28 protein-coding genes are annotated in these 26,226 nt (G+C 73.1%); 21 read left to right on the forward strand and 7 right to left on the reverse strand.

The genetic code is table 11. From position 1 onward, the window contains the following. Positions 1-15 precede the first annotated feature (15 nt). The 15 genes from ACSQ2D_RS01675 to ACSQ2D_RS01745 all read left to right on the forward strand — a co-directional run bounded on the left by ACSQ2D_RS01675 (position 16) and on the right by ACSQ2D_RS01745 (position 17,054). Entirely contained in the window at positions 16-1,125 is a 1,110-nt protein-coding gene (locus ACSQ2D_RS01675; RefSeq protein ID WP_435984287.1) for a sugar phosphate isomerase/epimerase family protein, read from the forward strand. Between the two features lie 207 nt (positions 1,126-1,332). Then, on the forward strand, positions 1,333-4,593 hold the full coding sequence (locus ACSQ2D_RS01680) for a PQQ-dependent sugar dehydrogenase (protein WP_435984288.1): 3,261 nt from the start codon (positions 1,333-1,335) through the stop codon (positions 4,591-4,593). 91 nt (positions 4,594-4,684) lie between these two features. After that, on the forward strand, positions 4,685-5,842 hold the full coding sequence (locus ACSQ2D_RS01685) for an inositol-3-phosphate synthase (protein ID WP_435984289.1): 1,158 nt from the start codon (positions 4,685-4,687) through the stop codon (positions 5,840-5,842). Further along, positions 5,812-6,735, forward strand: coding sequence for an SCO3242 family prenyltransferase (locus ACSQ2D_RS01690; protein ID WP_435984290.1), 924 nt, complete (start codon positions 5,812-5,814; stop codon positions 6,733-6,735). The genes ACSQ2D_RS01685 and ACSQ2D_RS01690 overlap by 31 nt, the downstream gene beginning before the upstream one ends. After that, on the forward strand, positions 6,732-7,586 hold the full coding sequence (locus ACSQ2D_RS01695; RefSeq protein ID WP_435984291.1) for a sugar phosphate isomerase/epimerase family protein: 855 nt from the start codon (positions 6,732-6,734) through the stop codon (positions 7,584-7,586). Before ACSQ2D_RS01690 ends, ACSQ2D_RS01695 begins: the two co-directional genes overlap by 4 nt. After that, positions 7,583-8,182 (forward strand): EboA domain-containing protein, encoded by a 600-nt coding sequence (locus ACSQ2D_RS01700; protein WP_435984292.1) that lies wholly within the window; start codon positions 7,583-7,585, stop codon positions 8,180-8,182. Before ACSQ2D_RS01695 ends, ACSQ2D_RS01700 begins: the two co-directional genes overlap by 4 nt. Before the next feature lie 9 nt (positions 8,183-8,191). Then, positions 8,192-9,088, forward strand: a complete 897-nt coding sequence (locus ACSQ2D_RS01705; RefSeq protein ID WP_435984293.1) for a TatD family hydrolase — start codon at positions 8,192-8,194, stop codon at positions 9,086-9,088. A 3-nt stretch (positions 9,089-9,091) separates the two neighbouring features. Continuing rightward, positions 9,092-10,288, forward strand: a complete 1,197-nt coding sequence (gene eboE, locus ACSQ2D_RS01710) for a metabolite traffic protein EboE (protein WP_435984294.1) — start codon at positions 9,092-9,094, stop codon at positions 10,286-10,288. After that, the gene (locus ACSQ2D_RS01715; RefSeq protein WP_435984295.1) at positions 10,285-11,700 is read left to right on the forward strand and encodes an alkaline phosphatase family protein; all 1,416 of its coding nucleotides are present in this window, start codon (positions 10,285-10,287) and stop codon (positions 11,698-11,700) included. The genes eboE and ACSQ2D_RS01715 overlap by 4 nt, the downstream gene beginning before the upstream one ends. Before the next feature lie 59 nt (positions 11,701-11,759). Continuing rightward, on the forward strand, positions 11,760-12,770 hold the full coding sequence (locus ACSQ2D_RS01720; RefSeq protein WP_435984296.1) for a sugar phosphate isomerase/epimerase family protein: 1,011 nt from the start codon (positions 11,760-11,762) through the stop codon (positions 12,768-12,770). A gap of 33 nt (positions 12,771-12,803) precedes the next feature. After that, positions 12,804-13,175: a VOC family protein gene (locus ACSQ2D_RS01725; RefSeq protein WP_435984297.1), complete on the forward strand. Its 372-nt coding sequence runs from the start codon at positions 12,804-12,806 to the stop codon at positions 13,173-13,175. 169 nt (positions 13,176-13,344) lie between these two features. Further along, on the forward strand, positions 13,345-14,322 hold the full coding sequence (locus ACSQ2D_RS01730; RefSeq protein ID WP_435984298.1) for an alpha/beta hydrolase fold domain-containing protein: 978 nt from the start codon (positions 13,345-13,347) through the stop codon (positions 14,320-14,322). Between the two features lie 139 nt (positions 14,323-14,461). Continuing rightward, on the forward strand, positions 14,462-14,845 hold the full coding sequence (locus ACSQ2D_RS01735) for a YciI family protein (protein WP_435984299.1): 384 nt from the start codon (positions 14,462-14,464) through the stop codon (positions 14,843-14,845). 13 nt (positions 14,846-14,858) lie between these two features. Then, entirely contained in the window at positions 14,859-16,103 is a 1,245-nt protein-coding gene (locus ACSQ2D_RS01740; RefSeq protein WP_435984300.1) for an RNA polymerase sigma factor, read from the forward strand. Between the two features lie 9 nt (positions 16,104-16,112). Further along, positions 16,113-17,054 carry an alpha/beta fold hydrolase gene (locus ACSQ2D_RS01745; RefSeq protein WP_435984301.1) on the forward strand — a complete coding sequence of 314 codons (942 nt, stop codon included), beginning with the start codon at positions 16,113-16,115 and terminating at the stop codon, positions 17,052-17,054. Between the two features lie 15 nt (positions 17,055-17,069). Here ACSQ2D_RS01745 and ACSQ2D_RS01750 read toward each other — a convergent pair whose 3' ends face one another. Next, entirely contained in the window at positions 17,070-17,594 is a 525-nt protein-coding gene (locus tag ACSQ2D_RS01750; protein ID WP_435984302.1) for a flavodoxin family protein, read from the reverse strand. Between the two features lie 134 nt (positions 17,595-17,728). Here ACSQ2D_RS01750 and ACSQ2D_RS01755 point away from each other — a divergent pair, with 134 nt between their 5' ends. Beyond that, positions 17,729-18,349, forward strand: coding sequence for a class I SAM-dependent methyltransferase (locus ACSQ2D_RS01755; protein ID WP_435984303.1), 621 nt, complete (start codon positions 17,729-17,731; stop codon positions 18,347-18,349). A gap of 10 nt (positions 18,350-18,359) precedes the next feature. On the opposite strand, the gene ACSQ2D_RS01760 is transcribed toward ACSQ2D_RS01755, so the two are convergent. Continuing rightward, complete coding sequence (locus ACSQ2D_RS01760; RefSeq protein WP_435984304.1) at positions 18,360-18,581, reverse strand: hypothetical protein; 222 nt, start codon at positions 18,579-18,581, stop codon at positions 18,360-18,362. 139 nt (positions 18,582-18,720) lie between these two features. On the opposite strand from ACSQ2D_RS01760, the gene ACSQ2D_RS01765 reads away from it, so the two are divergent. From ACSQ2D_RS01765 to ACSQ2D_RS01780, 4 genes are all read left to right on the forward strand, one after another. Further along, the gene (locus tag ACSQ2D_RS01765) at positions 18,721-19,119 is read left to right on the forward strand and encodes a VOC family protein (RefSeq protein ID WP_435984305.1); all 399 of its coding nucleotides are present in this window, start codon (positions 18,721-18,723) and stop codon (positions 19,117-19,119) included. Positions 19,120-19,121: 2 nt separating this feature from the next. Beyond that, the gene (locus tag ACSQ2D_RS01770; protein WP_435984306.1) at positions 19,122-19,457 is read left to right on the forward strand and encodes a YnfA family protein; all 336 of its coding nucleotides are present in this window, start codon (positions 19,122-19,124) and stop codon (positions 19,455-19,457) included. 72 nt (positions 19,458-19,529) lie between these two features. Further along, positions 19,530-19,790 carry a metal-sensitive transcriptional regulator gene (locus ACSQ2D_RS01775; protein ID WP_435984307.1) on the forward strand — a complete coding sequence of 87 codons (261 nt, stop codon included), beginning with the start codon at positions 19,530-19,532 and terminating at the stop codon, positions 19,788-19,790. Between the two features lie 98 nt (positions 19,791-19,888). Next, the gene (locus ACSQ2D_RS01780) at positions 19,889-20,428 is read left to right on the forward strand and encodes a hemerythrin domain-containing protein (protein ID WP_435984308.1); all 540 of its coding nucleotides are present in this window, start codon (positions 19,889-19,891) and stop codon (positions 20,426-20,428) included. Positions 20,429-20,437: 9 nt separating this feature from the next. Here ACSQ2D_RS01780 and ACSQ2D_RS01785 read toward each other — a convergent pair whose 3' ends face one another. Genes ACSQ2D_RS01785 through ACSQ2D_RS01795 form a run of 3 tightly spaced genes read right to left on the reverse strand, consistent with a single transcriptional unit; the run spans position 20,438 to position 23,851 of the window. Next, positions 20,438-21,730: a class I SAM-dependent methyltransferase gene (locus ACSQ2D_RS01785; RefSeq protein ID WP_435984309.1), complete on the reverse strand. Its 1,293-nt coding sequence runs from the start codon at positions 21,728-21,730 to the stop codon at positions 20,438-20,440. Continuing rightward, positions 21,727-23,178: an FAD-binding oxidoreductase gene (locus ACSQ2D_RS01790; protein WP_435984310.1), complete on the reverse strand. Its 1,452-nt coding sequence runs from the start codon at positions 23,176-23,178 to the stop codon at positions 21,727-21,729. The genes ACSQ2D_RS01785 and ACSQ2D_RS01790 overlap by 4 nt, the downstream gene beginning before the upstream one ends. Positions 23,179-23,224: 46 nt before the next feature. Continuing rightward, positions 23,225-23,851 carry a LysE family translocator gene (locus tag ACSQ2D_RS01795; protein ID WP_435984311.1) on the reverse strand — a complete coding sequence of 209 codons (627 nt, stop codon included), beginning with the start codon at positions 23,849-23,851 and terminating at the stop codon, positions 23,225-23,227. Between the two features lie 72 nt (positions 23,852-23,923). On the opposite strand from ACSQ2D_RS01795, the gene ACSQ2D_RS01800 reads away from it, so the two are divergent. Next, positions 23,924-24,466, forward strand: a complete 543-nt coding sequence (locus tag ACSQ2D_RS01800; RefSeq protein WP_435984312.1) for a DinB family protein — start codon at positions 23,924-23,926, stop codon at positions 24,464-24,466. Here ACSQ2D_RS01800 and ACSQ2D_RS01805 read toward each other — a convergent pair. Both ACSQ2D_RS01805 and ACSQ2D_RS01810 read right to left on the reverse strand, forming a co-directional pair. Next, positions 24,453-25,706, reverse strand: coding sequence for a DUF6596 domain-containing protein (locus ACSQ2D_RS01805; protein ID WP_435984313.1), 1,254 nt, complete (start codon positions 25,704-25,706; stop codon positions 24,453-24,455). The genes ACSQ2D_RS01800 and ACSQ2D_RS01805 overlap by 14 nt on opposite strands. Then, positions 25,707-26,135, reverse strand: a complete 429-nt coding sequence (locus tag ACSQ2D_RS01810) for a YciI family protein (protein WP_435984314.1) — start codon at positions 26,133-26,135, stop codon at positions 25,707-25,709. Positions 26,136-26,226 lie beyond the last annotated feature (91 nt).

The raw sequence follows: 26,226 nt of genomic DNA on the forward strand, positions 1-26,226 counted from the left end.
AAGGAGCAAGCTCACATGCACGACAACGACGTCAACCCGCTCAAGCTCGTCAGCAAGCTCGGCCTCAACCGTCGCCAGTTCTTCGCGGCCACGACGGGCGTCGCCGCCGCCGTGACCCTGACCGGGACGGCCGCCAAGGCCGCCCCGGGCGCGAACGGCATCCTCATCCCCGCCCCTCGCCGCGGCATCATCCTCTACACCGTGCGTGACGCGGTCGGGCGCGACCCGCTGACCTCGCCGTACGCCTCCGGCTTCAAGGAGGTGCTCACCGAGCTCTCGTCGATCGGCTACCGCCAGATCGAGTTCGCCGGCTTCCGCCAGCACGCGAACGCCGAGGGCGGCGCCGACCTCAACACCGTCGCGGGCGCCACGCAGCTGCGCGCCTGGCTCGACGAGCTCGGGCTCGAGGCCGAGGGCAACCACGGCTCGATCCCGTCGACGATCACGGACACGACGATCGCGCAGTTCGACACGGCCTGCGAGATCGCCAACATCCTCGGCATGGGCCACATCGGCACCGGCTCCGACCCGACCGGCTCCGCGTACGTCGCGGACTGGGAGGCCGCCGCCGCGCGCTGGAACTTCTTCGGGGAGCGGGCGGCCCAGCACGGTCTCAAGCTCTACACGCACAACCACGACATCGCGTACAGCTTCCTGCTCGACAGCGGGCCGCTCGACGCGCAGGGGCGTCCGACGCGCTCGTCCGGCATCCGCCGCCTCGAGCACTTCCTCGCCAACACGGACCCGAAGGCCGTCTACCTCGAGATGGACATCTACTGGGCCCACGTCGCGCAGTACAAGCACAAGACGTACACGGCGCCGGACGGCTCCGTCGTCACGTCGGTCTTCGACCCGGCCGCGGTCGTCGCCGCCCAGACGTCGCGCTTCCCGCTCTTCCACGCCAAGGACGGCAAGGTCGACACGACGCAGGCCAACGGCTACGTCATGGCCCCCTTCGGACAGGGCGACATCGACTACTCGACGTTCCTTCGTCGGGTCGGTGCCAAGGGCTCGCACAACCCGATGTGGGAGATGGACACGGCCCCCGGCGGGACCGCTGCCCCGAACCAGTCGATGGAGCTCTCGAAGGTCAGCTACGACAACATGGCCGCCCTGCGCGGCTGACGTCGCCCCGGTCCCCCACGGTCCGGACCACGAAAACACCGGCCCCCGGGGAGTGCAGTGCCGTTGCAGCGGCGCGCTCCCCGGGGACCGGCTTCGCCCGTCTCTGTCAAGAAGGACGTACCGATGAATGCTACTTCGCGATCCAGGGCGAGGAGGCTGGTTGCCACAACTGCGGCAGCCGTCCTCGCCTGCACGGCGCTCGGCGCCGTGGCCACCCTGCCAGCCCAGGCCCACGACGGCGTCGACCACGGCGCCGAGCCGGCGCTCGACTGGTCGAACTACGAGAAGATCACGCTCACCAAGGACACCGGTGAGCCGATCGACATGGCCGTGCTGCCCGACCGGCGCGTGCTGACGACGGCCCGCAACGGCGACGTCCGGCTCGTCGACCCCGACACCGGGGTCACCAAGGTCGTCAACACGCTCTCCGTCTACAACAACTCGGAGGACGGTCTCCAGACCGTCACCCTCGACCCCGACTTCGAGACGAACCAGTGGGTCTACCTCTACTACGCGCCGCGCACCATGACGGCGCCCTACCCGACGTCGACGCCCACGGGCTCGGCGCCGAACAGCCTGCCCGTCGGCGCGGACGCCTCCTACTGGGACCAGTGGAAGGGCTACAACCAGCTGAGCCGCTTCACGTGGGACGACGCGACCGACAAGCTGGACCTCAGCACCGAGCAGGTCATCATCAAGGTCGAGCAGCAGCGCGGCCAGTGCTGCCACGTCGCCGGAGACGTCGACTTCGACGCCGACGGCAACCTCTACCTCGCGACCGGCGACAACACACCCGCGAGCGCGCCGGGCGCCAACGGCTTCGCCCCGAACAACAACGCGCCGGGCTTCAACCCCGGCTTCGACTCGCGTCGAGGAGCCGGCAACACGAACGACCTGCGCGGCAAGATCCTGCGCATCAAGGTCGCCGCCGACGGCTCCTACACCGTCCCCGCCGGCAACCTCTTCGCACCCGGCACGGCGAAGACGCGTCCCGAGATCTTCGTCATGGGCGTGCGCAACCCGTTCCGCATCGACGTCGACCCCGTCACGAACTCCGTCTCGTGGGGCGACTACGGGCCTGACGCCGGCGCGGCCGACCCGCAGCGCGGTCCGATGGGCTACGTCGAGTGGCAGACCACGGCCATCACCAAGCCGGTCAACGGCGGATGGCCCTACTGCCACGGCCCCAACGCGAACTACAACGAGTGGAACTTCGCGACGGCGACGCCCGGCCCGTGGTTCGACTGCAACGCCGGGGCGCTCAACAACTCGACGTGGAACACCGGCCTCGCCCAGGTGCCGCCGGCCACCGCGCCGACGCTCTACTACGGCGACAACAACACGCACCAGCCGTGGCCCGAGCTGACCGACTTCTCCCCGGCCGGCGGCCAGGGCCCGATGGGCGGTCCCGTCTACCACTACGACGCGACCAACCCGTCGACGACGAAGTTCCCGCAGTACTGGGACAAGAAGGCGTTCTTCGCCGAGTTCTCGCAGGACTACCTCGCGGTGTTCGACGTGCAGTGGCCGGGCGGACCGGTCGACCACATCACGAACTTCCTGCCCAACGCCGCCCTCGAGACGAACGGGCAGCCGATCACCGACAGCCCGATCGACATCGAGTTCGGCCCGGACGGGTCGCTCTACGTCCTCGACTACGGCGACGGCTTCTTCCGTGCGAACCCCGACGCCGGCCTCTACCGGATCGACTACTCGCCCGGCAACAAGGCGCCGCAGGCGAAGATCTCGGCCACGCCGATCAGCAGCAGCAGCGCCCCGCTGACGGTGCAGTTCGACGCGTCCGGCTCGGTCGACCCCGAGGGTGGGGCCCTGACCTACGAGTGGGACTTCGACGGCAACGGCACGTTCGACGCGACCGGCGTCACGGCGAGCTGGACCTACACCGAGCTCGGCAAGTACACGGCGCGCCTGCGCGTCACCGATCCGGAGGGTCGCCGCGGCCTGACGAGCACGTCGATCAGCGTCGGCAACGTCGCCCCGACGGTCACCATCGCCACGCCGCCCAACGGCGCCTTCTTCGACTGGGGCCAGGCGGTGCCGTTCACCGTCACCACCTCGGACCCCGAGGACGGCACGGCCACGGTGTGCTCGCGCGTCTCCTGGACCTTCGGCCTGGGTCACGACGCACACGCCCACCCGCTGAGCCAGGGCACGGGATGCCAGTTCGCGATCCCGACCCCGGCCGACGCGACCCAGCACGGCGAGACGGAGAACATCTTCGGCGTCGTCGTCATCACCTACACCGACAACGGTGCCAACGGCCTGCCCGGTGCGACCACCACCGAGCAGCTGGTCCTCAACCCGAAGAAGCAGGAGGCCGAGTGGGCCGACGCGACGCAGGGTGTCGAGATCACGAACGACGACGCGGCGAGCGGTCTGCGCAAGGTCACCTCGTTCGACGCCGGTGACTGGCTGGCCTGGGACCCGGCGAACCTCGTCGGCGTCACCGGTGTCAGCGCCCGTGCCACGGGCACCGGCACCCTGTCGCTGCGGTGGAACTCGCCGACGGCGGCTCCCTTCGGCACCATCGCGGTGAACGGCTCCGGCTGGACCGACACGGCAGCGTCCCTGTCGTCGAAGCCCACCGGCACCGGACGCCTCTACGTCACCTCGACGGGTGGGGTCGTGCTCGACTCCCTCACGTTCGTGGGCGACGGGGTCGCCGACGTCACGCCCCCGGTCGTCTCGGTCACGCTGAACCCGGCGGCGCCGAACGGTGCGAACGGCTGGTACACGAGCAACGTCACCGTCACGGTCACCGCGACCGACAACGGCACCGTCGCCTCGCGCCAGCGCTCCACCGACGGCGGGGCCACGTGGGTCAACGCCAACGCGGCCCTGACGGTGTCGACGGAGGGCACGACCACCGTGCTCTACAGGGCCACCGACAACGGCGGCAACGTCTCGCAGGTCGGGTCGGTGACGATCAAGCTGGACAAGACGGCCCCCGTGGTCGCCGTGTCCGGCGCCGCGGAGGGTGCGTCCGTCGGCAACGCGGGTGACCTCACGTGGACGGCCACCGACGCCACGAGCGGGATCGACACCGTGACGGCCACCGTCGACGGCACCACCGTCGCGGCCGACAAGCCGCTCGCCCTGTGGAAGCTGTCGCTCGGCAGCCACACCCTCGTCGTCACGGCGAAGGACAAGGCCGGTCTCGTCACGACGACGACGAGGACGTTCACCACGACGACCTCGATCCTCACGCTGACGGCGCTGACGGAGCGGCTGTCCCGCGAGGGACTCGTCACCCCGGCGGGCGAGAAGGAGCTCGAGAAGCGGCTCCAGCAGGCCGAGAAGCACATCGCGGGTGGGCGCACCAGCGCGGCCGTCTCGCAGCTCGAGGGCTTCATCGCGGCAGCGAAGTCCACCGCCTACGTCCGCGACGCGGCGGCCTCGGCCGCCCTGCAGCGCGACGCGGCGGCGGTCATCGCCTCGCTGCGCTGACGGTCCCGGTGGCCCGGCGGCGGGCACACGCCCCCGCCGCCGGGCCACCCCCACCCGCACACCTCGCAACCACCTCCCGAGGAGAACGACCATGACGGACGAACGAACCGGACTCTGGCTCGTCGGCGCGCGCGGATCGGTCGCGACGACCGTCGCCACGGGTCTCGCCCTCATCACCGCCGGCGGTGCCGGTCCCGACGGGCTCGTCACCGAGCAGCCCGACCTCGCCGCGGCGGGCCTCGTCCCGCTCGACCACCTCGTCGTCGGCGGTCACGACGTCGCCGACGTCCCCCTCGTCAAGCGCGCGGCGCAGCTCGCCGACGCCGGCGTCGTCCCGCACACGGCCCTGGCCCTCGTCTCCGACGAGCTCGACCGCACCTGTGCCCGGATCCGCCACGGCCACCGGGACGCCGACGAGCGTCAGGCCGACGCCGTCGAACGGCTGGCCGCCGACATCCGCGCCTTCGCGGAGGCCGAGTCGCTCTCGCGCGTCGTCGTCGTCAACGTCAGCTCCACCGAACCGGTCGTCACCGACGACCCGGCGCACGCCTCTCTCGAGGCGCTCGAGCAGGCCTGGGCCGCAGGGGAGTCCCCGCTGCCGCCGAGCGCCGTCTATGCCGCCGCCGCCTTCACGGCGGGAGCGGCCTTCATCGACTTCACCCCCTCGACGGGCGCCCGCCTGCCCGCGCTGGAGGAGCTCGCCGAGCGCCACGGCGTCCCGTGGGGCGGCAGCGACGGCAAGACGGGCGAGACGCTCGTCAAGTCCGTCCTCGCGCCGATGTTCGCCGCGCGCTCGCTGCGGGTCCGCTCCTGGGCCGGGACGAACCTCCTCGGCGGCGGTGACGGCGCCACCCTCGCCGACCCCGAGGCGATGGAGAGCAAGGCCCGCAGCAAGGCCCGCGGACTCGAGGCGATGCTCGGCCACCCCGTCGACGGTCCGGTCCACATCGACAACATCGCCGACCTCGGCGACTGGAAGACCGCGTGGGACCACCTGACCTTCTCCGGCTTCCTCGGCACGCGGATGTCGATGCAGTTCACGTGGCAGGGCTGCGACTCGGCCCTCGCCGCGCCGCTCGTCATCGACCTGGCCCGCCTCGCCGACCTCGCGCTCCGGCGTGGGGAGGTGGGCCCGCTCCCGGCCCTCGGCTTCTTCTTCAAGGACCCGGTGGGCTCCGACGAGCACCGCCTCTTCGAGCAGCACCGGACGCTGACGGAGTGGGCGACGGAGTGGGCGACGGCGTCGTGACGACCCTGCGCGACCTCGTGGAGCTGGTGCGGGCACCGGCCGCCCTCACCGTGCCCGGCGACACCCTCGCGGGTGCGGCGAGCGCGGGCTGGCCGGCCGGTGCCCGCTCGGCCGCCCTGCCGGTCGCGTCGACGTGCCTCTACTGGGCGGGCATGGCGCTCAACGACTGGGCCGACCGTCGCACCGACGCGGTGGAACGCCCGGAGCGGCCGATCCCGTCGGGTCGCGTGCCGGCCCGGACGGCGCTCGCGGTCGCGACCGGTCTCACCGTCGGTGGCGTCGCCGTCGCGGCCGCGGCCGGTGGCCGACGCTCGGCCGCCACGGCCACGGTGCTCGCCGCAGCGGTCTGGGCCTATGACCTGTCCCCGAAGGCGGGGCCGCTCAGCGTCGCGACGATGGCCTCGACCCGAGGGTTGGACGTGCTCCTCGGGGCGAGCGCGGGCGGTCTGCCCGGGCTGCGAGCCGCCGCCGTGCCGGCCACGCTCGTCGCCGTCCACACGGCCGGGGTCACGGCCCTGAGCCGCGGCGAGGTCCACGGCGGCTCGACCGGGGTGGCCCGCGCCTGCGTCGCCGGGACGGCCCTCGTCGCCGCCGCCTCGGCCCTGCGACAGGTGCCCGCCGCCGGGCGCGGACGTGCCGGGGGAGCGCTCGGCGCCGCGGTCTCGCTCGCCCTCACGGGGGCGTATGCCGTCAGCGTCCTGCGCGCCCAGCTGGCCGCGACCCGCACGCCTGACGCAGGCACGGTGCGCCGGGCGACGGGCGCCGGCATCCGGGGCCTCGTGCCGCTCCAGGGCGCGGCGCTCGCGGCGACCGGCCACCACGCGGCCGCCCTCGGGCTCGCCGCCTCCGCGCCCGTCGGGGCGGCGGCCATGAGGCGGGTGTCGGCGACATGAGCCTCCGCTTCGGCTACGGCCTCAACGGCTTCACCGACCACCGGCTCGAGGACGCGCTCGCGCTCCTCGCCGACCTCGGCTACGACGGCGTCGCCCTGACGCTCGACCACGCCCACCTCGACCCCTTCGCGCCCGACCTGGCCGGCCGCACGGCCCGGGCCCGGGCTCTGCTGGAGCGTCACCGTCTGGCGGTCGTCGTCGAGACCGGCGCCCGCTACGTGCTCGACCCGCGTCACAAGCACGAGCCGACGCTCGTGTCCCAGGCCGGACGCGAGAGACGGATCGACCTGCTGGAGACGGCGATCCGCGTCGCGGCCGAGCTCGGCTCGCCCGCGGTCTCCTGCTGGAGCGGCATCGCCCCCCGCGGCACGAGCCGGGACGAGCTCTGGGCCCGCGTCGAGGCAGGCGTCACCGCCCTGCTGCCGGTCGCCGAGGCCCACGGCGTCGACCTCGCGCTCGAGCCGGAACCCGGCATGTTCGTCGAGCGCATCGCCGACGTGCTCGAGCTGCGGCGCCGGCTCGGGTCACCCGACCGGCTGCGCCTGACGGTCGACGTCGGGCACCTGCGCTGCACCGAGGAGGCCGAGCCTGCCGCCTGCGTCCTCGGTGCCGGAGACCTCGTCGCCAACGTCCAGATCGACGACATGCGGCGTGGAGTCCACGAGCACCTGCCCTTCGGTGACGGTGAGGTGGACTTCCCCCCGGTGCTGGCCGCGCTCGAGGCCGTCGAGTTCTCCGGGCTCGTCGCCGTCGAGCTGCCCCGCCACTCGCACGCCGCGCCGTCGCTCGCTGCGTCGAGCCTCGAGTTCCTCCGCGACGCCGCACGACGACCCCAGGAGGTGGGCCGATGAGCCCGGTGACCACGCAGGACGCGATCGCCCGGGTGGCGTCCGACCCCGACGCCATCGACCGGTACTTCCCGGCCGCTGCACGCACCGCGGCCCGTGAGGGCCTCGACGGCGACGCCGCACGCGAGGCGCTGCTGCTCGCGGTGCCCGGCCCGGCGGCATACGTCGTCGACGTCGTGCGCCGCGTCTACGACCACGGCGACGCGGCGGAGCGGCGCGCGGTCCTGCTCGCCCTCCCGGCCCTCGACGACCCCGACCGTGCCGACCCCATCGGGGACGGCGCCCTGCCGATCGTGCGAGATGCGTTGCGCACCAACGACACCCGACTCGTCGCCGCCGCCGTGGGGCCGTATGCCGCCGCGCACCTCGACGACGACGCCTGGCGTCAGGCGGTGCTCAAGGTCCTCTTCACCGGCATCCCCGTCGCGCAGGTCGCCGGGCTCGCCGAGCGTGCCGACGACGAGCTCGCACGCATGGTGCGCGACTACGCCGCCGAGCGAGAGGCCGCCGGTCGCGTCGTGCCCCCCGACGCCCGCACCGTCCTCGCCCTGTCCTCTGCACTGTCCTCTGCACTGTCCCCTGCCCACCGAGCCGACTGAGGAGCAGCCGTGCGCATCTTCGACCCCCACATCCATATGACGTCGCGCACCACCGACGACTACCGGCGGATGCACGCCGCCGGCGTCCGTGCCGTCGTCGAGCCCTCCTTCTGGCTCGGCCAGCCGCGCACGAGCGTCGGCTCCTTCACCGACTACTTCGACGCGCTCCTCGGCTGGGAGCCGTTCCGCGCGTCGCAGTACGGCATCGCCCACCACGCGACGATCGGCCTCAACCCCAAGGAGGCCAACGACGCCCGGTGCCGCGAGGTCCTCGACGTGCTGCCGCGCTACCTGGCCAAGGACCGCGTCGTCGCGGTGGGAGAGCTGGGCTACGACTCGATGACGCCCGAGGAGGACGACGTCTTCGCCGCGCAGCTCGCGCTGGCCGCCGAGCACGAGCTGCCCGCGCTCGTGCACACGCCGCACCGCGACAAGCTCGCCGGGACGCGCCGCACCCTCGACGTCGTGCGCGAGTCGGCGCTCGAGCCCGGCGCCGTCCTCGTCGACCACCTCAACGAGATGACCGTGGACGTCGTCGCCGAGTCCGGCTGCTGGATGGGCTTCTCCGTCTACCCCGACACGAAGATGGACGAGCACCGCATGGTCGAGATCCTGCGCCGCCACGGCCTGGACCGGATGATCGTCAACTCGGCCGCCGACTGGGGCAACAGCGACCCGCTCAAGACCCGTCGCGTCGGCGAGACGATGCTCGCCGCGGGCTACACGGCCGACGACGTCGACCGGGTGCTGTGGCGCAACCCCGTCGAGTTCTACGGCCAGAGCGGTCGGCTCGAGCTGCCCGAGACCGAGGCGCCGGCAGGGACGGGCACGAGCGAGCTCGTCGGGCTCGTCGGCGCCGGCGCGACCTTCATGGGCAACTCCGTGCTCCGCGGCGCGAGGGAGTGAGCCGTGCGCCTGCTCCACGCCGACGGGCAGACCGTCCACGTCGCGTACTGCACCAACGTCCACCCGGGTGAGGACCTCGACACGATCATCGGGCAGCTCGACCGCTTCGCCCTGCCCGTGCGACACCACCTCGGCGCCGACCTCCTCGGGCTCGGCCTGTGGCTCAGCGCCCCCGTCGCCCGGGGGCTCGCCGACGACCCGCGCCAGACGGACCGGCTGCGCGCGGCCCTCGACGAGCGCGGCCTCGAGGTCGTCACCCTCAACGGTTTCCCCTACCGCGGCTTCCAGGACGAGGTCGTCAAGCACCGCGTCTACCACCCCGACTGGACCGAGCCGGCCCGGCTCGCCTACACGACCGACCTCACCGAGGTGCTCGCCCGGCTGCTGCCCGACGACGCCGCCCGGGGCAGCATCTCGACGCTGCCCCTCGGGTGGCGGCACCCGTGGTTCGGCGACCGGCAGGTCCTGGCCGCCGAGCAGCTCGACCGTCTCGCCGACCACCTCCACGCCCTGCGCGACCGCACCGGCCGCGAGATCCGCGTCGGACTCGAGCCCGAGCCCGGCTGCGTCATCGAGACGACGACCGAGCTCGTCGACCGGATGGTGGGCTGGGACGAGGACGTCCTCGGCGTCTGCCTCGACCTGTGCCACCTCGCCGTCGGCTTCGAGGACGCGGCCGTCGCGGTCCCGCGCCTGTCCGCCGCCGGGCGCCGGGTCGTCAAGGCCCAGGTGTCGGCCGCCCTCCACGTCGAGCACCCCGGGGACGACGCGACCCGGCAGTCGCTGGCCGCCTTCGACGAGGACCGCTTCCTGCACCAGACCCGGGCCCCCGGGGCGGGCGAGCACGCCCCGTTGCGCGCCCGCGACGACCTCGGCGACGCCCTCGGGGGCGCCCGTCCCCTCGACCCGTGCCCGGGTGGGACCGAGCGGCCGTGGCGGGTCCACTTCCACGTGCCCCTCGACCACGCCCCCGAGCCGCCGCTCGCCGCCACGACCGGCGACCTGCGGCACTCGCTCGAGGTCCTCGTCGGCGGCGACGCCGCCCTGACCGACCACCTCGAGGTCGAGACCTACACGTGGACCGTCGTGCCCGAGGGGGTGCGCCCGACCGACGACGCGGCCCTCGCCGCGAGCATCGCCGGCGAGCTCGCCTGGCTCCGCGACACCCTCATCGACCTCGGCCTCAAGGAGTCCGCGTGACCACGCCATCCACCCAGCCCACGCAGCCCACGAAGGTCCTCCTCCTCGACGTCGTCGGCCTGACCCCGCGGGCGCTCGCCGACATGCCGCGGCTGCGCCGTCTCGCCGGGTCCGGCTGGCAGTCCGCGCTCGAGACCGTGCTGCCCGCCGTGACGTGCTCGGTGCAGTCGACGATGCTGACCGGCCGTCCCGTCGCCGACCACGGCGCCGTCGGCAACGGGTGGTACTTCCGCGACCTCGGCGAGGTCTTCCTGTGGCGCCAGCACAACGCGCTCGTCGAGGGGGAGAAGGTCTGGGACGCCCTGCGCCGCGCCCATCCCGGCGCCCGCGTCGCCAACGTCTGCTGGTGGTACGCCATGGGCATGGACGTCGACTCGATCGTCACGCCGCGGCCGGTCTACCACGCCGACGGCCGCAAGTCGCCCGACTGCTACACGCGCCCGGTGGAGCTGCACGACCGACTCGTCGAGCGCCTCGGCGACTTCCCCCTCTTCCACTACTGGGGCCCCACGGCGTCCATCGCGTCCTCGCGCTGGATCATCGAGGCGACCCGTATCCTGCTGCCCGAGCACGACCTGACGCTCTCCTACGTGCCGCACCTCGACTACGACCTCCAGCGCTTCGGCCCGGAGTCGACCGAGGCGCGCGCCGCCGCCCGCGAGCTCGACGCCGCCCTCGCGCCGCTGCTCGACGACGCCGAGCGGCTCGGGGTCAGCGTCGTCGTCGTCAGCGAGTACGGCATCACCGCCGTCGACCAGCCCGTCGACGTCAACCGGGTGCTGCGTCGGGCCGGGCTGCTCGACGTCCACACGCAGGCCGGCATGGAGTACCTCGATCCCTGGGCCTCCGAGGCGTTCGCCGTCGCCGACCACCAGGTCGCGCACGTCTACGTCAGGGACGCCGACCGGCTCGAGGAGGTGCGCGCGCTCCTGGCCGCCACCCCCGGCGTCGAGCAGGTGCTCGACCGGGCCGGCCAGACGGCATACGGCCTCGACCACGAGCGCAGTGGCGACCTCGTCCTCGTGGCCGACCCCCGCGCGTGGTTCACGTACTACTACTGGCTCGACGACGAGCGGGCCCCCGACTTCGCCCGCGGCGTCGAGATCCACCGCAAGCCCGGCTACGACCCCGCCGAGCTCTTCTTCGACCCCGCCGACCGCTCCGCCAAGGCGCGCGCCGGGCTCGGTCTCGTGCGCAAGAAGCTCGGCCTGCGGTATGCCATGAAGGTCGTCCCGCTCGACCCGCGGTGGGTGCGGGGCAGCCACGGACGGCTGCCCGACGACCCCACGGACGGACCCGTCGTCATCACCTCCGACGCGGCCCTGCGCCGTGAGACGGTGGCGGCAGCGGACGTCCACGACCTCGTCCTCGAGGCCGCCGGCGTGCGCGTCGCCGCAGCCACCAGCCACTGACCCCACCACCTCACACCAACACCTCACACCAGCAGCTCACAGCAGCAAGGAGATCCACGATGGCCCGACCGATCACGCTCTTCACCGGACAGTGGGCCGACCTGCCCTTCGAGGAGGTGTGCCGCCTCGCGGGGGAGTGGGGCTACGACGGCCTCGAGATCGCCTGCTGGGGCGACCACTTCGAGGTCGACCGGGCCCTGTCCGAGGACGGCTACATCGAGTCCCGACGCGAGATCCTCGAGCGCCACGGCCTCAAGGTCTGGGCGATCTCCAACCACCTCGTCGGCCAGGCCGTCTGCGACGACCCCATCGACCAGCGGCACCAGGACATCCTGCCCGCGGCGGTGTGGGGGGACGGCGACCCCGAGGGCGTCCGGCAGCGGGCCGCCGAGCGGATGGCCGACACCGCCCGCGCGGCGGCGAAGCTCGGCGTCGACACGGTCATCGGCTTCACGGGCTCGGCGATCTGGAAGTACGTCGCGATGTTCCCGCCCGTGTCCGACGACGTCATCCAGGCGGGCTACGCCGACTTCGCCCGGCGCTGGAACCCGATCCTCGACGTCTTCGACGAGGTGGGCGTGAAGTTCGCGCACGAGGTGCACCCCAGCGAGATCGCCTACGACTACTGGAGCACCGTCGCGACGCTCGAGGCGATCGGGCACCGCGAGGCCTTCGGTCTCAACTGGGACCCGAGCCACATGGTGTGGCAGGACCTCGACCCCGCGGGGTTCATCTGGGACTTCAAGGACCGGATCTACCACGTCGACTGCAAGGACACGCGCAAGCGGATCGGCAACGGCCGCAACGGTCGTCTGGGTTCGCACCTGCCGTGGGGCGACCCGCGCCGCGGCTGGGACTTCGTGTCGACGGGCCACGGCGACGTGCCGTGGGAGGACTGCTTCCGCACCCTCGACGCCATCGGCTACGACGGCCCGATCTCGATCGAGTGGGAGGACGCCGGGATGGACCGCCTCGTCGGCGCACCCGGCGCGCTCGAGTACGTCAGGGGCCTCAACTTCGAGCGCCCGACCGCCTCGTTCGACGCCGCGTTCAGCAGCAGCAAGGACTGACGCCCCCGGCCCCGGCGGGTCTACCGTCGGGGCATGGGACTCGTCCAGATCGCCCAGCACGCCGACGACCTCGGCCGGGCCACCGCGTTCTACCGCGACCTGCTCGGCGCACCGCCCCTCGCGACCTTCGACCCCCCGGGACTCGTGTTCTTCGACCTCGGTGGCGTGCGGCTGCTGCTCGACCAGGGGGCTCCGAGCGCCCTGCTCTACCTGCGCGTCGACGACATCGACGGGACGGTCGAGCGACTCCGGGCAGCCGGCGTCGAGGTGCGCGGCGAGCCCCACGTCATCTTCGGCCACGACGACGACGCCCTCGGGCCGGCGGGCACCGAGGAGTGGATGGCGTTCGTCGTCGACTCCGAGGGCAACCTCGTCGGGCTCGTCGAGCAGCGCCCGCGCGGCTGACCGCCCCGAATCGGGCCGTACCACCCCGTAGCGCCCGCTCGTGGGTTATGGTTCCCGCGCTGGAGCGGGGCCCCGGAGGGCTCCAACAGGGGCACTGGCAGGGGGCTTCACAGGGGCCGGATCTGACGTGCTGCCGGCATCAACCGACCGCAAGACGTCAGGAACACCCATGTCCACCACCACCCGCCAGGTCCGCCGCCGTCGGACCTTCGCCGCAGTGCTCGCCCTGCTCCTCGCCGCCGCGTCCGGCCTCGTCGTCTCGATGCGCGCCGCGGAGGCCGCGGGTGTCGGGCTGGCGCCCACCGCGCTCGTCGCCGTCGACGGCACGGCCGTCGTGGAGTCGTACCGCTACAACGGGGCCGACACCTACCAGAACCTCGACGCCTACTACGACACGAGCTGGGTCGGCGGCGCCGGACGCCCGGCCATCATCGTCATCCACGGCGGCTCGTGGGCCAACGCGACGAAGGCGGCCTCGGCCCCGGTGTCGAAGAAGTTCTTCGACGAGGGCTTCGCCGTCTTCAACATGAACTACCGTCTGACCGCGCCGACCGGCAGCCACGCCGGCACGCCCTGGCCGGGCCAGCGCACGGACGTGAGCCTCGCGATCGCGTGGGTCAAGGCCAACGCCAAGAAGTTCGGCGTCAACCCCAACCGGGTCGCGCTCTACGGCTTCTCCTCGGGCGGGCACATGGCCATCACGTCGAGCGTCTACTACCGCAACGTCCGCGCCGCCGTCTCCGTGTCCGGCGTGCTCCAGCCGCACCGGGTCATGGACGTGGCCGTCAACGGCTCGAGCGGTGCCGACGTGCGGGGCACCGGCGTCGTGGTCCTCTCGCAGTGGGCGGCGCTCGCGGTCCAGTGCCCGTACTACCCGACGTGGAGCGAGTGCAACAGCCGCTGGAACTCCTTCAAGCCCGAGACGTACTTCTCGTCGGCGGCCCCGCCCTTCTACGCGATGATGGGCGACAAGGACACCGTCGTGCCGCCCGGCACCCTCGGCGCCGTCGACTACTGGGCCACGAAGAAGGGCCAGCCGCACGTCACCGTCATGGTGCCCGGCGCGGCCCACGACGAGCGGATGCTGACGAACGACCCGGCCCGCTGGGCCGCCATGATCACCTGGCTCAGGTCGAAGACGGCCTGACGGGTCGCCGGGCGGGGCGGCTCACGGTCCGTCCCGGCCCGATCTGTCGATCCGGGGTGCGCCCGCTCGTGTAGAGGGTGCAGGGTGCACACAGGGTGCGCCCCGGACCAGCCGGCAGCGCCGGCAGGAGGAGATCATCGTGAAGACCTATCTCATCAGCCTCTTCTCGCCCGACGGGCCGCCGCCGGAGGAGCTCGACCTCACCCGCGTCATGGCCGACCTCGAGGTCGTCAACGCCGACATCCGCGCCGCCGGGGGCTGGGTCTTCGCCGGCGGTCTCGCCGACCAGTCCAGTGCGACGACGATCCGGCGCACGCGCGGGTCGGTGACCGACGCCGTGCTCACCGACGGGCCGTTCGCCGAGGCGAAGGAGCACCTGGGCGGGCTGACGATCGTGCGCTCCGACGACTACGACGTCGTCCTCGGGTGGGCCGAGCGCATCGCCGGCGCGACCGGCCTGCCCGTCGAGGTGCGCCCCTTCCAGGGCGAGGACGACCCCGGCCAGGCGCCGACCGACCGGTGACGGCGCGGGCGACATGACGGTCTCGGGCGCGGACATCGCACGGGTCTTCCGTGCCGAGCACGGGCGTGCGGTGTCCGTGCTCATCCGGGCCCTCGGGGACATCGACCTCGCCGAGGACGCCGTCCAGGACGCGTTCACCGTGGCCGTCGAGCGCTGGCCCCGCGACGGTATGCCGCCGAGTCCCGCAGGCTGGATCATCACGACTGCGCGGCGCCGGGCCATCGACCGGCTGCGCCGGGAGGCGACGCGCGAGGCCCGCCACGCGGAGGCGCACGCGCTCCACGGCGCCGACGACGACGCCGGCGTCCCGGAGGAGGGACCCGTGAAGGACGAACGACTACGCCTCGTCTTCACCTGCTGCCACCCCGCGCTGTCGCGGGAGGCCCAGGTCGCGCTGACGCTGCGGCTGCTCGGAGGCTTGACGACCCCCGAGATCGCGCACGCGTTTCTCGTGCCCGAGTCGACGATGGCGCAGCGGATCGTGCGGGCGAAAGCCAAGATCCGCGCGGCCGGCATCCCCTACCGGGTGCCGCGTGACGCGGACCTGCCCGCCCGGCTCGCCCCGGTGCTCGCCGTGCTCTACCTCGTCTTCACGGAGGGGCACACGGCCACCGCCGGTGCCGAGCTCGGCCGCCCGGACCTCGCCGCCGAGGCGATCCGGCTGGCCCGCGTGCTCGTCGAGCTGATGCCCGACGAGCCGGAGGCGATGGGCCTGCTGGCCCTGATGCTGCTGACGGAGGCCAGGCGTCCGGCGCGCACCGACGCGGCGGGTGAGCTCGTCGTGCTCGCCGAGCAGGACCGCTCCCTCTGGGACCGGGCGCTCCTGCACGAGGGCCATGCTCTCGTGCGCCGGTGCCTGCGCCGCGGCGCCCCCGGCCCGTACCAGCTGCAGGCTGCGGTCAACGCCGTGCACACCGATGCGGCGACCGCGGCGGACACCGACTGGTCCCAGGTCGTCGCGCTCTACGACCACCTGCTGCGCCTCGCGCCGACGGACGTCGTGCGGCTCAACCGGGCTGTCGCCGTCGCCGAGCTCGACGGCCCGCAGGCCGCGCTCGCCCTCCTCGACGACCTCGACCTCGACGGCTACGTCGCGTTCCACGTCGTGCGGGCCGAGCTGCTCGGCCGCCTCGCGCGGTGGCCCGAGTCGGCCGCCGAGTGGGAACGGGCCGCCGGGCTGAGCGACAACGCGCCCGAGTCGCGTCACCTGCGTGCCCGTGCCGCGGGTGCGGCCGCGGCGGCAGGTGACCGGCGGTAACCTGCGTCCATGACGACCCCGCCGTCCACCGCGCCGCTCGACCTCGCGTCCCCGTGGGGCGGGGTCGGCCGCACCATCGACCTCGACGGTCCCGTCCACTGGGTCGACTTCGGCGGTCCCGAGGCCGTGCCGGGTGCGGTCGAGCCGCCGCCGGTCGTCCTCGTGCACGGGCTCGGCGGGTCGCACCTCAACTGGGTCGCCGTCGCGCCGGCGCTCGCCGCGCGTCGACGGGTCGTCGCGATCGACCTGCCGGGCTTCGGGCTGAGCCCGGCCCTCGGTCGCGCGACGAGCGTCAACCACAACGCCGCCCTGCTCAGCCGTTTCGTCCACGAGGTCCTCGGTCGCCCCGTCGTCCTCGTCGGCAACTCGATGGGCGGGATGGTGAGCCTGCTGCTCGCCGACCGTCGCCCCGAGCAGGTCGTGGGCCTCGCGCTCGTCGACCCCGCCCTGCCCAACCCGGGTGCGCGCCCCGACCCCCAGGTCGCCGCGACCTTCGCGATGTATGCCGTACCACGGGTCGGCGAGCTCGTGCTGACCCGCTACAACAAGAGCGTCTCGGACCGGCAGCGCGTGCTCGGCACCGTGGCGCTGTGCTTCGCCGACCCCTCGCGCGCCGACGACGACGTCGTCGAGGCCGGGATCGAGCTCGCCGCCTGGCGCCGGTCGCTCCCCGACCCCGAGAGCGAGTTCCTCGGTGCGGCGCGGTCCCTGCTGCGCGTGCTCCGCGGTCGGCGAGAGTACGACCGCATCATGCGCGACCTCGACCGGCCCGTGCTGCTCATCCACGGCACGCGTGACCGGCTCGTGCCCGTCTCGGCGGCACGCCGCGCCGCGCGGCTCAACCCGGCCTGGCGCACGGCGTGGCTCGACGGGATGGGGCACACGCCGCAGCTCGAGGCGCCCGAGGACGTGCTCGGGCACCTCGAGCCCTGGCTCGACTCGCTCGGCTGAGCGGGACCGACGGCGTCAGGCGACGCCGGGGGCGACCCGCGTGGCCAGCTCGGCGCCCCAGGCACGCGCGCGCTCGAGCTCGCCGGCCTCGATGGGCCCGGGGGTGCCCTGCACCCAGAAGGTCTCGCCGCGCTCGGCGCGGCCGAAGCCATGGTGGCGCAGGGCCTTCGCCGCGGCGCTCGCGGCCGAGCCCGGCAGCATCTTGACGTGCACCCGCGTGTCGAAGGTGACGACGGGGAGCTCGGGCCGTGGCGTCAGGGACTCGATCCACTCGCGGACCCCCTCGCGCGCGGCCGTGCCACCCTTCGTCGCGGCGTCCTCGCGCGTCTTCGGGCGGGTCATGCCGAGAGCGTGGGTCGGCCCGCCGACGAGCAGCAGGTCGACGTCGTCGGGGATCACCGTCGGGGCGTCGTCGACGTGGACGAGCTGGACGTCGCCGTCCTCCGTCGGTCTGCCTCGGCGCAACCCGTCGGCGATGGCCGCGGCGATCTCGTGGGTGTTGCCGAACATGGACTCGTGGACGATGAGGACGTTCTTCATGGCATGCCTTTCCGCTGTCCACGCTACGCGGGCGCCCGACGGGTGCGTCCGAATCGTGACGAACGAGACGTGCCGCGCCACAATGGGATTCGCGACCGGCACCCGGCCGCTCGATGACGACGAGGAGAGCAACCGTGGACGCCAAGGACTGGGACGAGCGGTATGCGGCACACGACCTCGTGTGGTCGGCCGAGCCGAACCGCTTCGTCGCCGAGATCATCGGCCCGCTGACGCCCGGTCACGCCGTCGACCTCGCCGCGGGCGAGGGGCGCAACGCGATCTGGATGGTCGAGCAGGGCTGGGTCGTCACGGCGTCGGACTACTCGCCCGTGGCCGTGGAGCGGATGCGGTCCCTCGCGACCGACCGGCTCGGTGACGACCTGAGCCGGCTCACCGCGGTCGTCGCGGACGCCACGCAGTCGACGCCCGGCGGTCCGGCCGCCTACGACCTCGCTCTGCTCTGCTACCTCCAGCTGCCGGCCGAGCAGTGGCGGCAGGCGCTGCGGTCGGCCGTCGAGGCCGTGCGCCCGGGGGGTCTCGTCGTCGTCGTCGGGCACGCCGGCCGCAACCTCGCCGAGGGCTGGGGCGGTCCGAGCGACCGTGCCGTGCTCTACGACCCCGAGGAGGTGCTCGACCGCGCCGAGGGGCTTCCCGTCGCGGCCCTGCAGTCGGGCATCCGGCAGCGCCCGGTCCCGACCGACGAGGGCGAGCGCGTCGCGCTCGACACCGTCGTCGTCCTGCGCCGCGAAGGGTGATCGCCGCGGTCTAGCGTCGGCCGTACTTCTTGTGGACGGCCTGGCGGGTGACGCCGAGCTGCTCGGCGATGTCGGCCCAGGCGAGGCCCTGGTTGCGCGCGCGCCGGACCACGGCCGCCTCGGTGCGGTCGGCGGTGCGCCGCAGCTCACGCGCGGCGGCGAGGGCCGCGCGCGGGTCGTCGTCACCGGTGGCCCGAGCGAGCTGGAGCATGTCGTCGACCTCCTTCGTCATCGCGGTCGCCTCTCGTACCGTGTCAACCTTCATTGACACGGTATGCCGGCAGGTCCCCTTCGTCAACCGACGTTGACGGCGTGCGTGGCCGGCGGCAAGGCAGTGGCCCGAACCGGCGCGCGCCCAGCAGGATGGCCGCATGGCACTCGAGCTCTCGCACACGACCGTCAACGCCCTCGACGCGCACGCGCAGTCCGTCTGGTGGGCCGACCTGCTCGGCTACCACGAGGACCCGTCCGACCCGAACGAGCCGGGGCACGAGGAGTGCATGATCTTCTCGCCCGACGAGTCGCACCGGCTGCTCTTCATCGAGGTCGAGGACGCCAAGCAGGTGCGCAACCGCGTCCACCTCGACCTGCGCCCCACCGACCGCCCGCGCGACGAGGAGGTCGAGCGCGTCACGGGTCTCGGGGGGACCGTCGTGCAGGACTGCCGCACCGACGACGGCCGGGGCTGGGTCGTCATGGCCGACCCCGAGGGCAACGAGTTCTGCATCCTGCGCAGCGACGTCGAGCGGCGCGCGGCCGGGGACCTCTGAGCGTGACCGTCGCCCGCTCGATCCTGCTCTTCGTGCTCGCCGCCCTCGCCGAGATCGGTGGTGCCTGGCTCATCTGGCAGGGGGTGCGTGAGCACCGCGGCTGGCTGTGGGCCGGCGCGGGAGTCGTCGCGCTCGGCCTCTACGGCTTCGTGGCGACGCTCCAGCCCGACGCGAGCTTCGGGCGCATCCTCGCCGCCTACGGTGGCGTCTTCGTCGCGGGCTCGCTCGTGTGGGGCATGGTGGCCGACGGCTTCCGGCCCGACCGGTGGGACGTCGCGGGCGCGCTCGTCTGCCTGGTCGGGGTCGCGCTCATCATGTACGCGCCCCGCTCGGGCTGAGCGGCACGCAAGCGGACGGCATACGGCCGGGGGTATCATGGGGCGTTCCCGCAACGACCCCAGGAGGATGCTGTGGAACTCGACCTCGACGAGATGCAGTCGGTCATCCGTCGCCTCAACCGCGCCCGCGGCCAGATCGGCGGCATCGTCAAGATGATCGAGGAGGGGCGCGACTGCAAGGACATCGTCACGCAGCTCGCCGCCGTCTCCAAGGCCCTCGACCGCGCCGGCTTCGCCGTCATCGCGACCGGCCTGCGCGAGTGCATCGCCAACCCGGACGGCGAGACGATGGACGTCGCCCAGATGGAGAAGCTCTTCCTGTCCCTGGCCTGAGGTCCGTGGCGAGCCGTGGTGCAGGCCCGATCGCGGGGCCGGTGCTCTGGACGAACGGGGCACCGCGGCGCGACCATGGAGGGCACGGAGGTCGCGCCATGAACGTCCAGCCGAATGCCGCCATCCCGCCCCTCGCCCCGGCGGGCCAGCTCGATGCGCAGGGCTTCGATCGTGGCCGCGTCGACACCCCCGCCGACCTCGCCGTCCACCTCGACCGGGTGCGCCGGCACCGGTCCGAGCTGCGCGACTCCGTCGCCGCCGTCGACCTCGCGCTCGAGGCGCCGATCGCCCGCGGTGGGATGTGGCGCGAGCGGGTGCGGGCGGCGCTCGCCGAGCTGGCGCACGACTTCGACGACCACGTCGCGCTCACGGAGAGCCCGGGCGGCATCTACGACCGGGCGCGGCGCAGCGCCCCGCGGCTCTCCGTCCGCGTCGAGCGGCTCCTCGAGGAGCACCGTGACCTGCGGGAGGCCCTGCACGGCTACCTCGCGGTGCTCGAGCACGGCGGCACGATGGCCGACCTGCCCGTCTTCCGCGAGGAGCTGACGGTGCTCGTCGGACGGCTCGTGCGCCACCGCCAGAAGGGCGGCGACCTCGTCTACGAGGCCTACGACGTCGACCTCGGCGGGTCGGGCTAGGCCTGCCGGTCAGGCATCAGGCTCGAAGCGGGGCCGCAGCGAGAAGCCCGACACCCCCTCGCTGCTCGTGCGCGACGCGAGCACCTGGTGCAGCTGGATCCCGCCCCGTTCGAAGGCCAGCCGCGACCCGGCGAGGTAGAGGCCCCACACCCGGGCCGTGCCGAGCCCGGCGAGCTCGACGCAGTCCTCCCAGTGCTTGGCGAGGTTGGCGTTCCACGCGGCGCACGTGCGGGCGTAGTGCTCGCGGAGGTTCTCGTGGTGACGCACCTCGAAGCCCTCGTCCTCCATGACGCGCACGATGTCGCCGCTGCCCGTCAGCTCGCCGTCGGGGAAGACGTAGCGGTTGATGAAGCCGCGGGGCGGCAGTCCCGGGTGCTGGTTGTCGGGGCGGGTGATGCAGTGGTTGAGCAGGCGGCCCTCGTCGCGCAGCCGCTCGCGCAGGAAGCGGAAGTAGGCGGGATAGTTGCCGACGCCGATGTGCTCGGTCAGCCCGATCGAGCTGATCGCGTCGAAGCCGCGCTCGGTGACGTCGCGGTAGTCGCCGTGCCGCACCTCGGCCCGGTCGGCCAGGCCCTCGGCCTCGATCGCGGTCTGCGCCCACGTGGCCTGCTCGCGCGAGAGGGTCACGCCGACCGCCGTGACGCCGTAGTGCCGCACGGCGTGTCGCACCATGCCGCCCCAGCCACAGCCGACGTCGAGCAGCCGCATGCCGGGCCGCAGGCCGAGCTTGCGGGCCACGAGGTCGTACTTGTAGGCCTGGGCGTCCTCGAGCGACGCCTCGTCGGTGGGGAAGCACGCGCACGTGTAGGTCATCGACGGCCCGAGGACCTTCTCGTAGAAGGTGTTCGACACGTCGTAGTGGTGGCTGATGGCGGCGGCGTCGCGCGCCTTGCCGTGCCGCAGCCCGTGGGCGAGGCGACGCAGCTGACCCGGCGTCTCCTCCGGGGGCAGCGCGGGTGCGTGCGGCCGGTGGTGGGCCACGAAGCGGGCCAGGAAGCGGGTCAGCTCGGCGGCGTCGTGCCGGTCGGGTCGGCGCGGGGTGAGCCCGTCGCCGAGGACGCGCAGCACCTCGTAGGGGTCGGCCTCGTCGATGCCGTCGATGACGAGGTCGCCGAGCAGGTAGGCGCGGGCGAGGCCGAGCTCGCCGGGCGCCGCGAGGAGGTGGTTGAGCGCGTCGGGGTTGGTCAGGCGCAGGACGAGCCCGTCGGGGCTGCCGCCCTCCGAGCCGTCCCACGCGACGACCCGCACCGGGGCCTCGGGGCCGAACACGTGGTCGAATGCCTGTCCCACTGTCGTGGTCATCGAGCCTGCACCGCCTTCTCGTAGAGCGTCGGGAACCGTCCCCCCGGGTCGTACCTGGCCTTGACGGGGCCGTATGCCGTGCCGCCGTAGAGGGCGGCGAAGGTCGCCTCGTCGTAGTACGCGTCGGAGTAGAGCGACTTGTGGCCGCCGAGCCGCGTCACCTCGGCCTCGATGCGGCGGTTGACGTCGCCGTCGGCCGCGCCGGGCTCGATGGCGACCGTCGACCAGAAGCCCACGTTGACGTAGCGCTCGTCCCGGCGCATCGGGTAGAGCGGCCACGGCGTCTCGTCGGGAGGCGTGCCGGGAGCGGGGCGCAGCTGGATCGGGCACAGCCAGACCGGCTCGATCGGCACCTCGCGCAGGAACCAGTCGACGAACTCGGCGGTGCGGGCCAGGGGGATCTCGACGTCCTGCACGACGCGCTCGCGGTCGGGCCGTCCCCGGAGCCGGTCGACGCGGCCCATGACGTGGTGCCGGTTCTCGAAGGCGACGATCCGCCAGTAGACGTCGCTGCGCAGCAGGTGGCGCGGCCAGAGCCGGCGGATCGCCGGGACCTGGGCCCCGAAGGCGCGGCTGCACCAGAACCAGTCGGTGTCCCACCGCCAGAGGTAGTCGTGGGCCGTCAGGACGTCGGTGCGGCGCTGCTGGATCGAGCGGTAGAAGACCTGGTCGCCGGTGTAGTCGCTCGGCCGGGCCTGGCCCTCGAGGTGGTCGGTCCAGCGTCCGAGGCAGAGGTAGGACTCGGTCGGGCCGAAGACGACGCCGTCGACGAAGTCGACCCGGTCGCCGTCCCACGTCTGGGACGACAGCACGTCGTCGACCGCCTCGGTGAGCGTCCGCACCGCGTCGAACCGCACGTGGCGCAGGGCGACGTACGGCCTCGCGGGCTCGAGCTCGATGACGAGGTCGAGCGCGTAGCCGAGCGAGCCGTAGGAGTTCGGGAAGGTCCGGAAGAGGTCGGCGTGCTCGCCGTCGGGCGTGGCCGTGACGACCTCGCCGTCCCCGGTGAGGATCCGCATCTCGAGCACCGACTCGTGCGGCAGCCCGCTGCGGAACGACGCCGCCTCGATGCCGAGCCCGGTCACGGCCCCGCCGATCGTGATGGTGCGCAGCTGCGGCACGACGAGCGGGACGAAGCCGTGCGGCAGCAGCTCGTCGACGAGCTGCTCGTACGTCGTCAGACCTCCGACGAGTGCGGTCGCCGGAGCGCCGTCGGTCCCGGGGCGGACCTCGACGACGCCGGTCATCGCCGAGAGGTCGAGACCGGGGGAGTCGGTGGCGCGGCGGTCGCGGAAGAGGTTGGACGTACGCTTCGCGAGCCGGACGGGCCGGTCGGGCGGCAGGGCGGCATACGCCCTCCTCACCTGCTCGAGCGCACGCTCGTGGGCGCGGACCCGCTGGAGGGGGTCGTGCCGATCCGCAGGAGACGTGACCTGAGGGGTTGCCACCGTTTCAGTGAAACAGATCCGGACCGCCCGTGCGCGCGATGTGCGACTACTCGCGAGCGAGCATCGTGGCGCCGAGGCCGACCATCATGACGCCGCCTGTGGCGCCGAGCGTGTCGAGCCGAGCGGGCTTGCGGGCGAACCACTCCCGGGCCCGCGCGGCGAGCAGGGCCCACATGCTGTCGCTGCAGATGGCCATGACGCCGAAGACGCCGCCGAGCACCGCCATCTGGACGCCCACGTGGCCCGCGCCCGTGTTGACGAACTGCGGGAGGAAGGCGACGAAGAAGAGGATCGTCTTGGGGTTGGTGAGGCCGACGACGGCACCGATGCGCAGGGCATGGCCACGCTTCGCCGACACCTGGGCCTCCATGGCCTGGCGGGCCTCGTGGCGGTGGCGGATGGCCTGGATGCCGAGGTAGATGACGTAGGCGGCGCCCGCGACCTTGATCACCGTGTAGGCGGTGATGCTCGCGGCGACGACCGCGCCGAGGCCGACCGCGACGAGGACGGCCTGGGTCGTGACACCGATGGCGTTGCCGACGACCGAGAGCAGCGCCTCGCGCCGCCCCACGGTCAGGGCACGACCGATGGTGAAGAGCAGGCTGGGGCCCGGGACCTGGATGAAGAGGATCGACGCGACGAGGAACGCGACCCACTGGCTCGATGACGGCACCGGACCAGTGTGCTCCCGGCGGCGGGTAAAGGGCAGGCGGTTTTCGAGGCTCGGACACTAGCGTCGGGTGCCATGACGACACCTGCCCGGACCGAGCGCACCGACCCGCCGCTGGCCGCCGACGAGGCCACCACCCTCGTGGCCTTCCTCGACTACCACCGCGACACCCTCCGCCTGAAGACCGAGGGCCTGACCGCCGAGCAGCTCGCGCAGCCCCTCGCGCCCTCGACCCTGACGCTCGGGGCGCTGCTCAAGCACGTCGCGCTCAACGAGGCGAGCTGGTTCGGGGAGGTGCTGCACGGCCGCCCGATGCCCGAGCCGTGGGCGAGCGCCGACTGGGACGCCGACCGCGACTGGGAGATGACGTCGGCGCGCGACGACAGCCCCGAGGAGCTGCGCCGGATCATGGACGAGTCCGTCGAGCAGGCCCGTCGCGACATCGACGCGGCGCTCGCCGAGGGCGGGCTCGAGTTCCGGTCGGCGACGCTGTCGCGCAAGGAGGGCCAGACGTTCAGCCTGCGCTGGATCCTGCTCCACATGATCGAGGAGTACGCCCGCCACAACGGTCACGCCGACTTCCTCCGGGAGGCGGTCGACGGCGTCACGGGCGAGTGACGGCCCGCCGGAGGCAGAAGCGACGGAGCGGCTCGGCGGGCATGACCTCCGCGAGGTCTCGGTAGCGCTGCGCCGCGTGCTCCCGTCGCCCCGTGCGCCACTCGAGGTCGGCGAGGGCGAGGCTCGCGTCACGGCTGGCGTAGGCCGGCGAGCCTGCCTCGATCCCGGTCAGCTCGGCCTCCACCTCGGCCGTCGACCCGCCGGGGTCGGTGGCGAGGACCCCCTGGGCGGTGGCGACGAGCCGGGCGACCCGGACGGACGGGGAGGGCCAGCGCTGCTCGAGCGCGCCGTAGAGCGAGACGATGCGCGGCCAGTCGGTGCGCTCGAACGACGGCGCGCTCGAGTGCAGGCCGGCGATCGCCGCCTCGATGGCGAAGCGACCCTCGCCGGCCGTGGCGGCCGTCGCGTCGTCGAGCCCGGCCCGGAGCAGGGCGCGGTCCCAGCGGCTGCGGTCCACCTCGTCGAGCGCGAGGCCGGTCCCGGAGTCGTCGACCCGACCGGGCCGACGGGCCAGGCCGAGCCGGATGACGGCCCGCAGGCCGCGGACCTCGGTGTCGTCGGGGTAGGCCGCGACGAGGGCGTCGGCGATGGAGAGTGCCTGGCGTCCGGTGTCGGCGAGGGCGTCGGCGGGGTCGAGCACGGTCCGGTGCGCCACCGTGAACATTCCCGACACGCAGGCGATGACGACCGGCAGGCGTCGGTCACGCTCGGTGGCGTCGGGGACGTGGAAGGTGCCGCGGGCCTCGGCGAGGGCCCGCTTGGCGCGGGTGAGCCGGGCCGCGGCGGCGGTGTCCTGCACGCCGAGGTGGCCGGCGATCTCGGGGATCGTCAGGCCGCACACGACGCGCAGGGCCAGGACCATGCGGGACGCGGGCGAGATGGCCTCGTCGCACGCGACGAAGAGGAGGGCGAGGCGGTCGTCGAGCCCCTCGCGTCCGTGCAGGGACAGGTCGTCGTCGTCCATGGCGGTGCGGTCCGCCTCGGGACGGGCGAGCTCGGGGACCAGCCGGCGGAGCGTGGTGCGCCGCCGGGCGTCGTCGAGCCAGGCCCGCCTGGCCACCGAGGTGCACCACGCGGCATACGACTCGATCGGGGCTCCGCCGGCGCGCTCGTGGGCGGCGGCTCGCGCGACGGCCTCGGCGGCATACTCCTCGGCGTCGTCGAGGCTCCCGGTGAAGGAGGCGAGGGCGCGCACGATGCGCGGCCACGCCTCCTCGAACTCACCCGTCCCGAGCGGCACTCACATCCCCGTCGGGAAGACCTTGCGCCACTCGATGCGACTGCTCGTCGGCACGAGGGCGGCGATCCGGCGGGCGGTGTCCTCGTCGTCGGTCTCGACGAGGTAGAAGCCCGTGATGACCTCCGAGGTGTCGGTGAAGGGGCCGTCGGTGTAGACCGCGTCCTCGACGGCGCGGTCGCCGGAGCCGGGCGTCACCGTGCCGCCGTAGCGGGAGTTCTGCAGGGCGGCGCCACCCATGATGCGGGCCCCGAGGTCGGCGACGGCCTGCTGGAAGGCCTTGTGCTCGGGGAACGACGCGTCCATGTCGGACGCGGAGGGGGCGCTGGGGTCCTTGCCGGCGGGCCCGGCGTCGGTGGTGGGCTCGCCACCGAGGTAGGCGTCGGAGTCCCAGTCACCCTCGTGGATCAGGTAGACGTACGTGTCGGCCATGGCCGGCTCCTTCTCGAACAGGCGCGCAGCCGTGAGATCTGCGCGGGTGGCGACTCTCGCCACATCATCCTGACGAACTCGGTCCTTGGGA

This window comes from Terrabacter sp. LjRoot27 (assembly GCF_964254175.1).
Classification (GTDB): Bacteria; Actinomycetota; Actinomycetes; order Actinomycetales; family Dermatophilaceae; genus Terrabacter.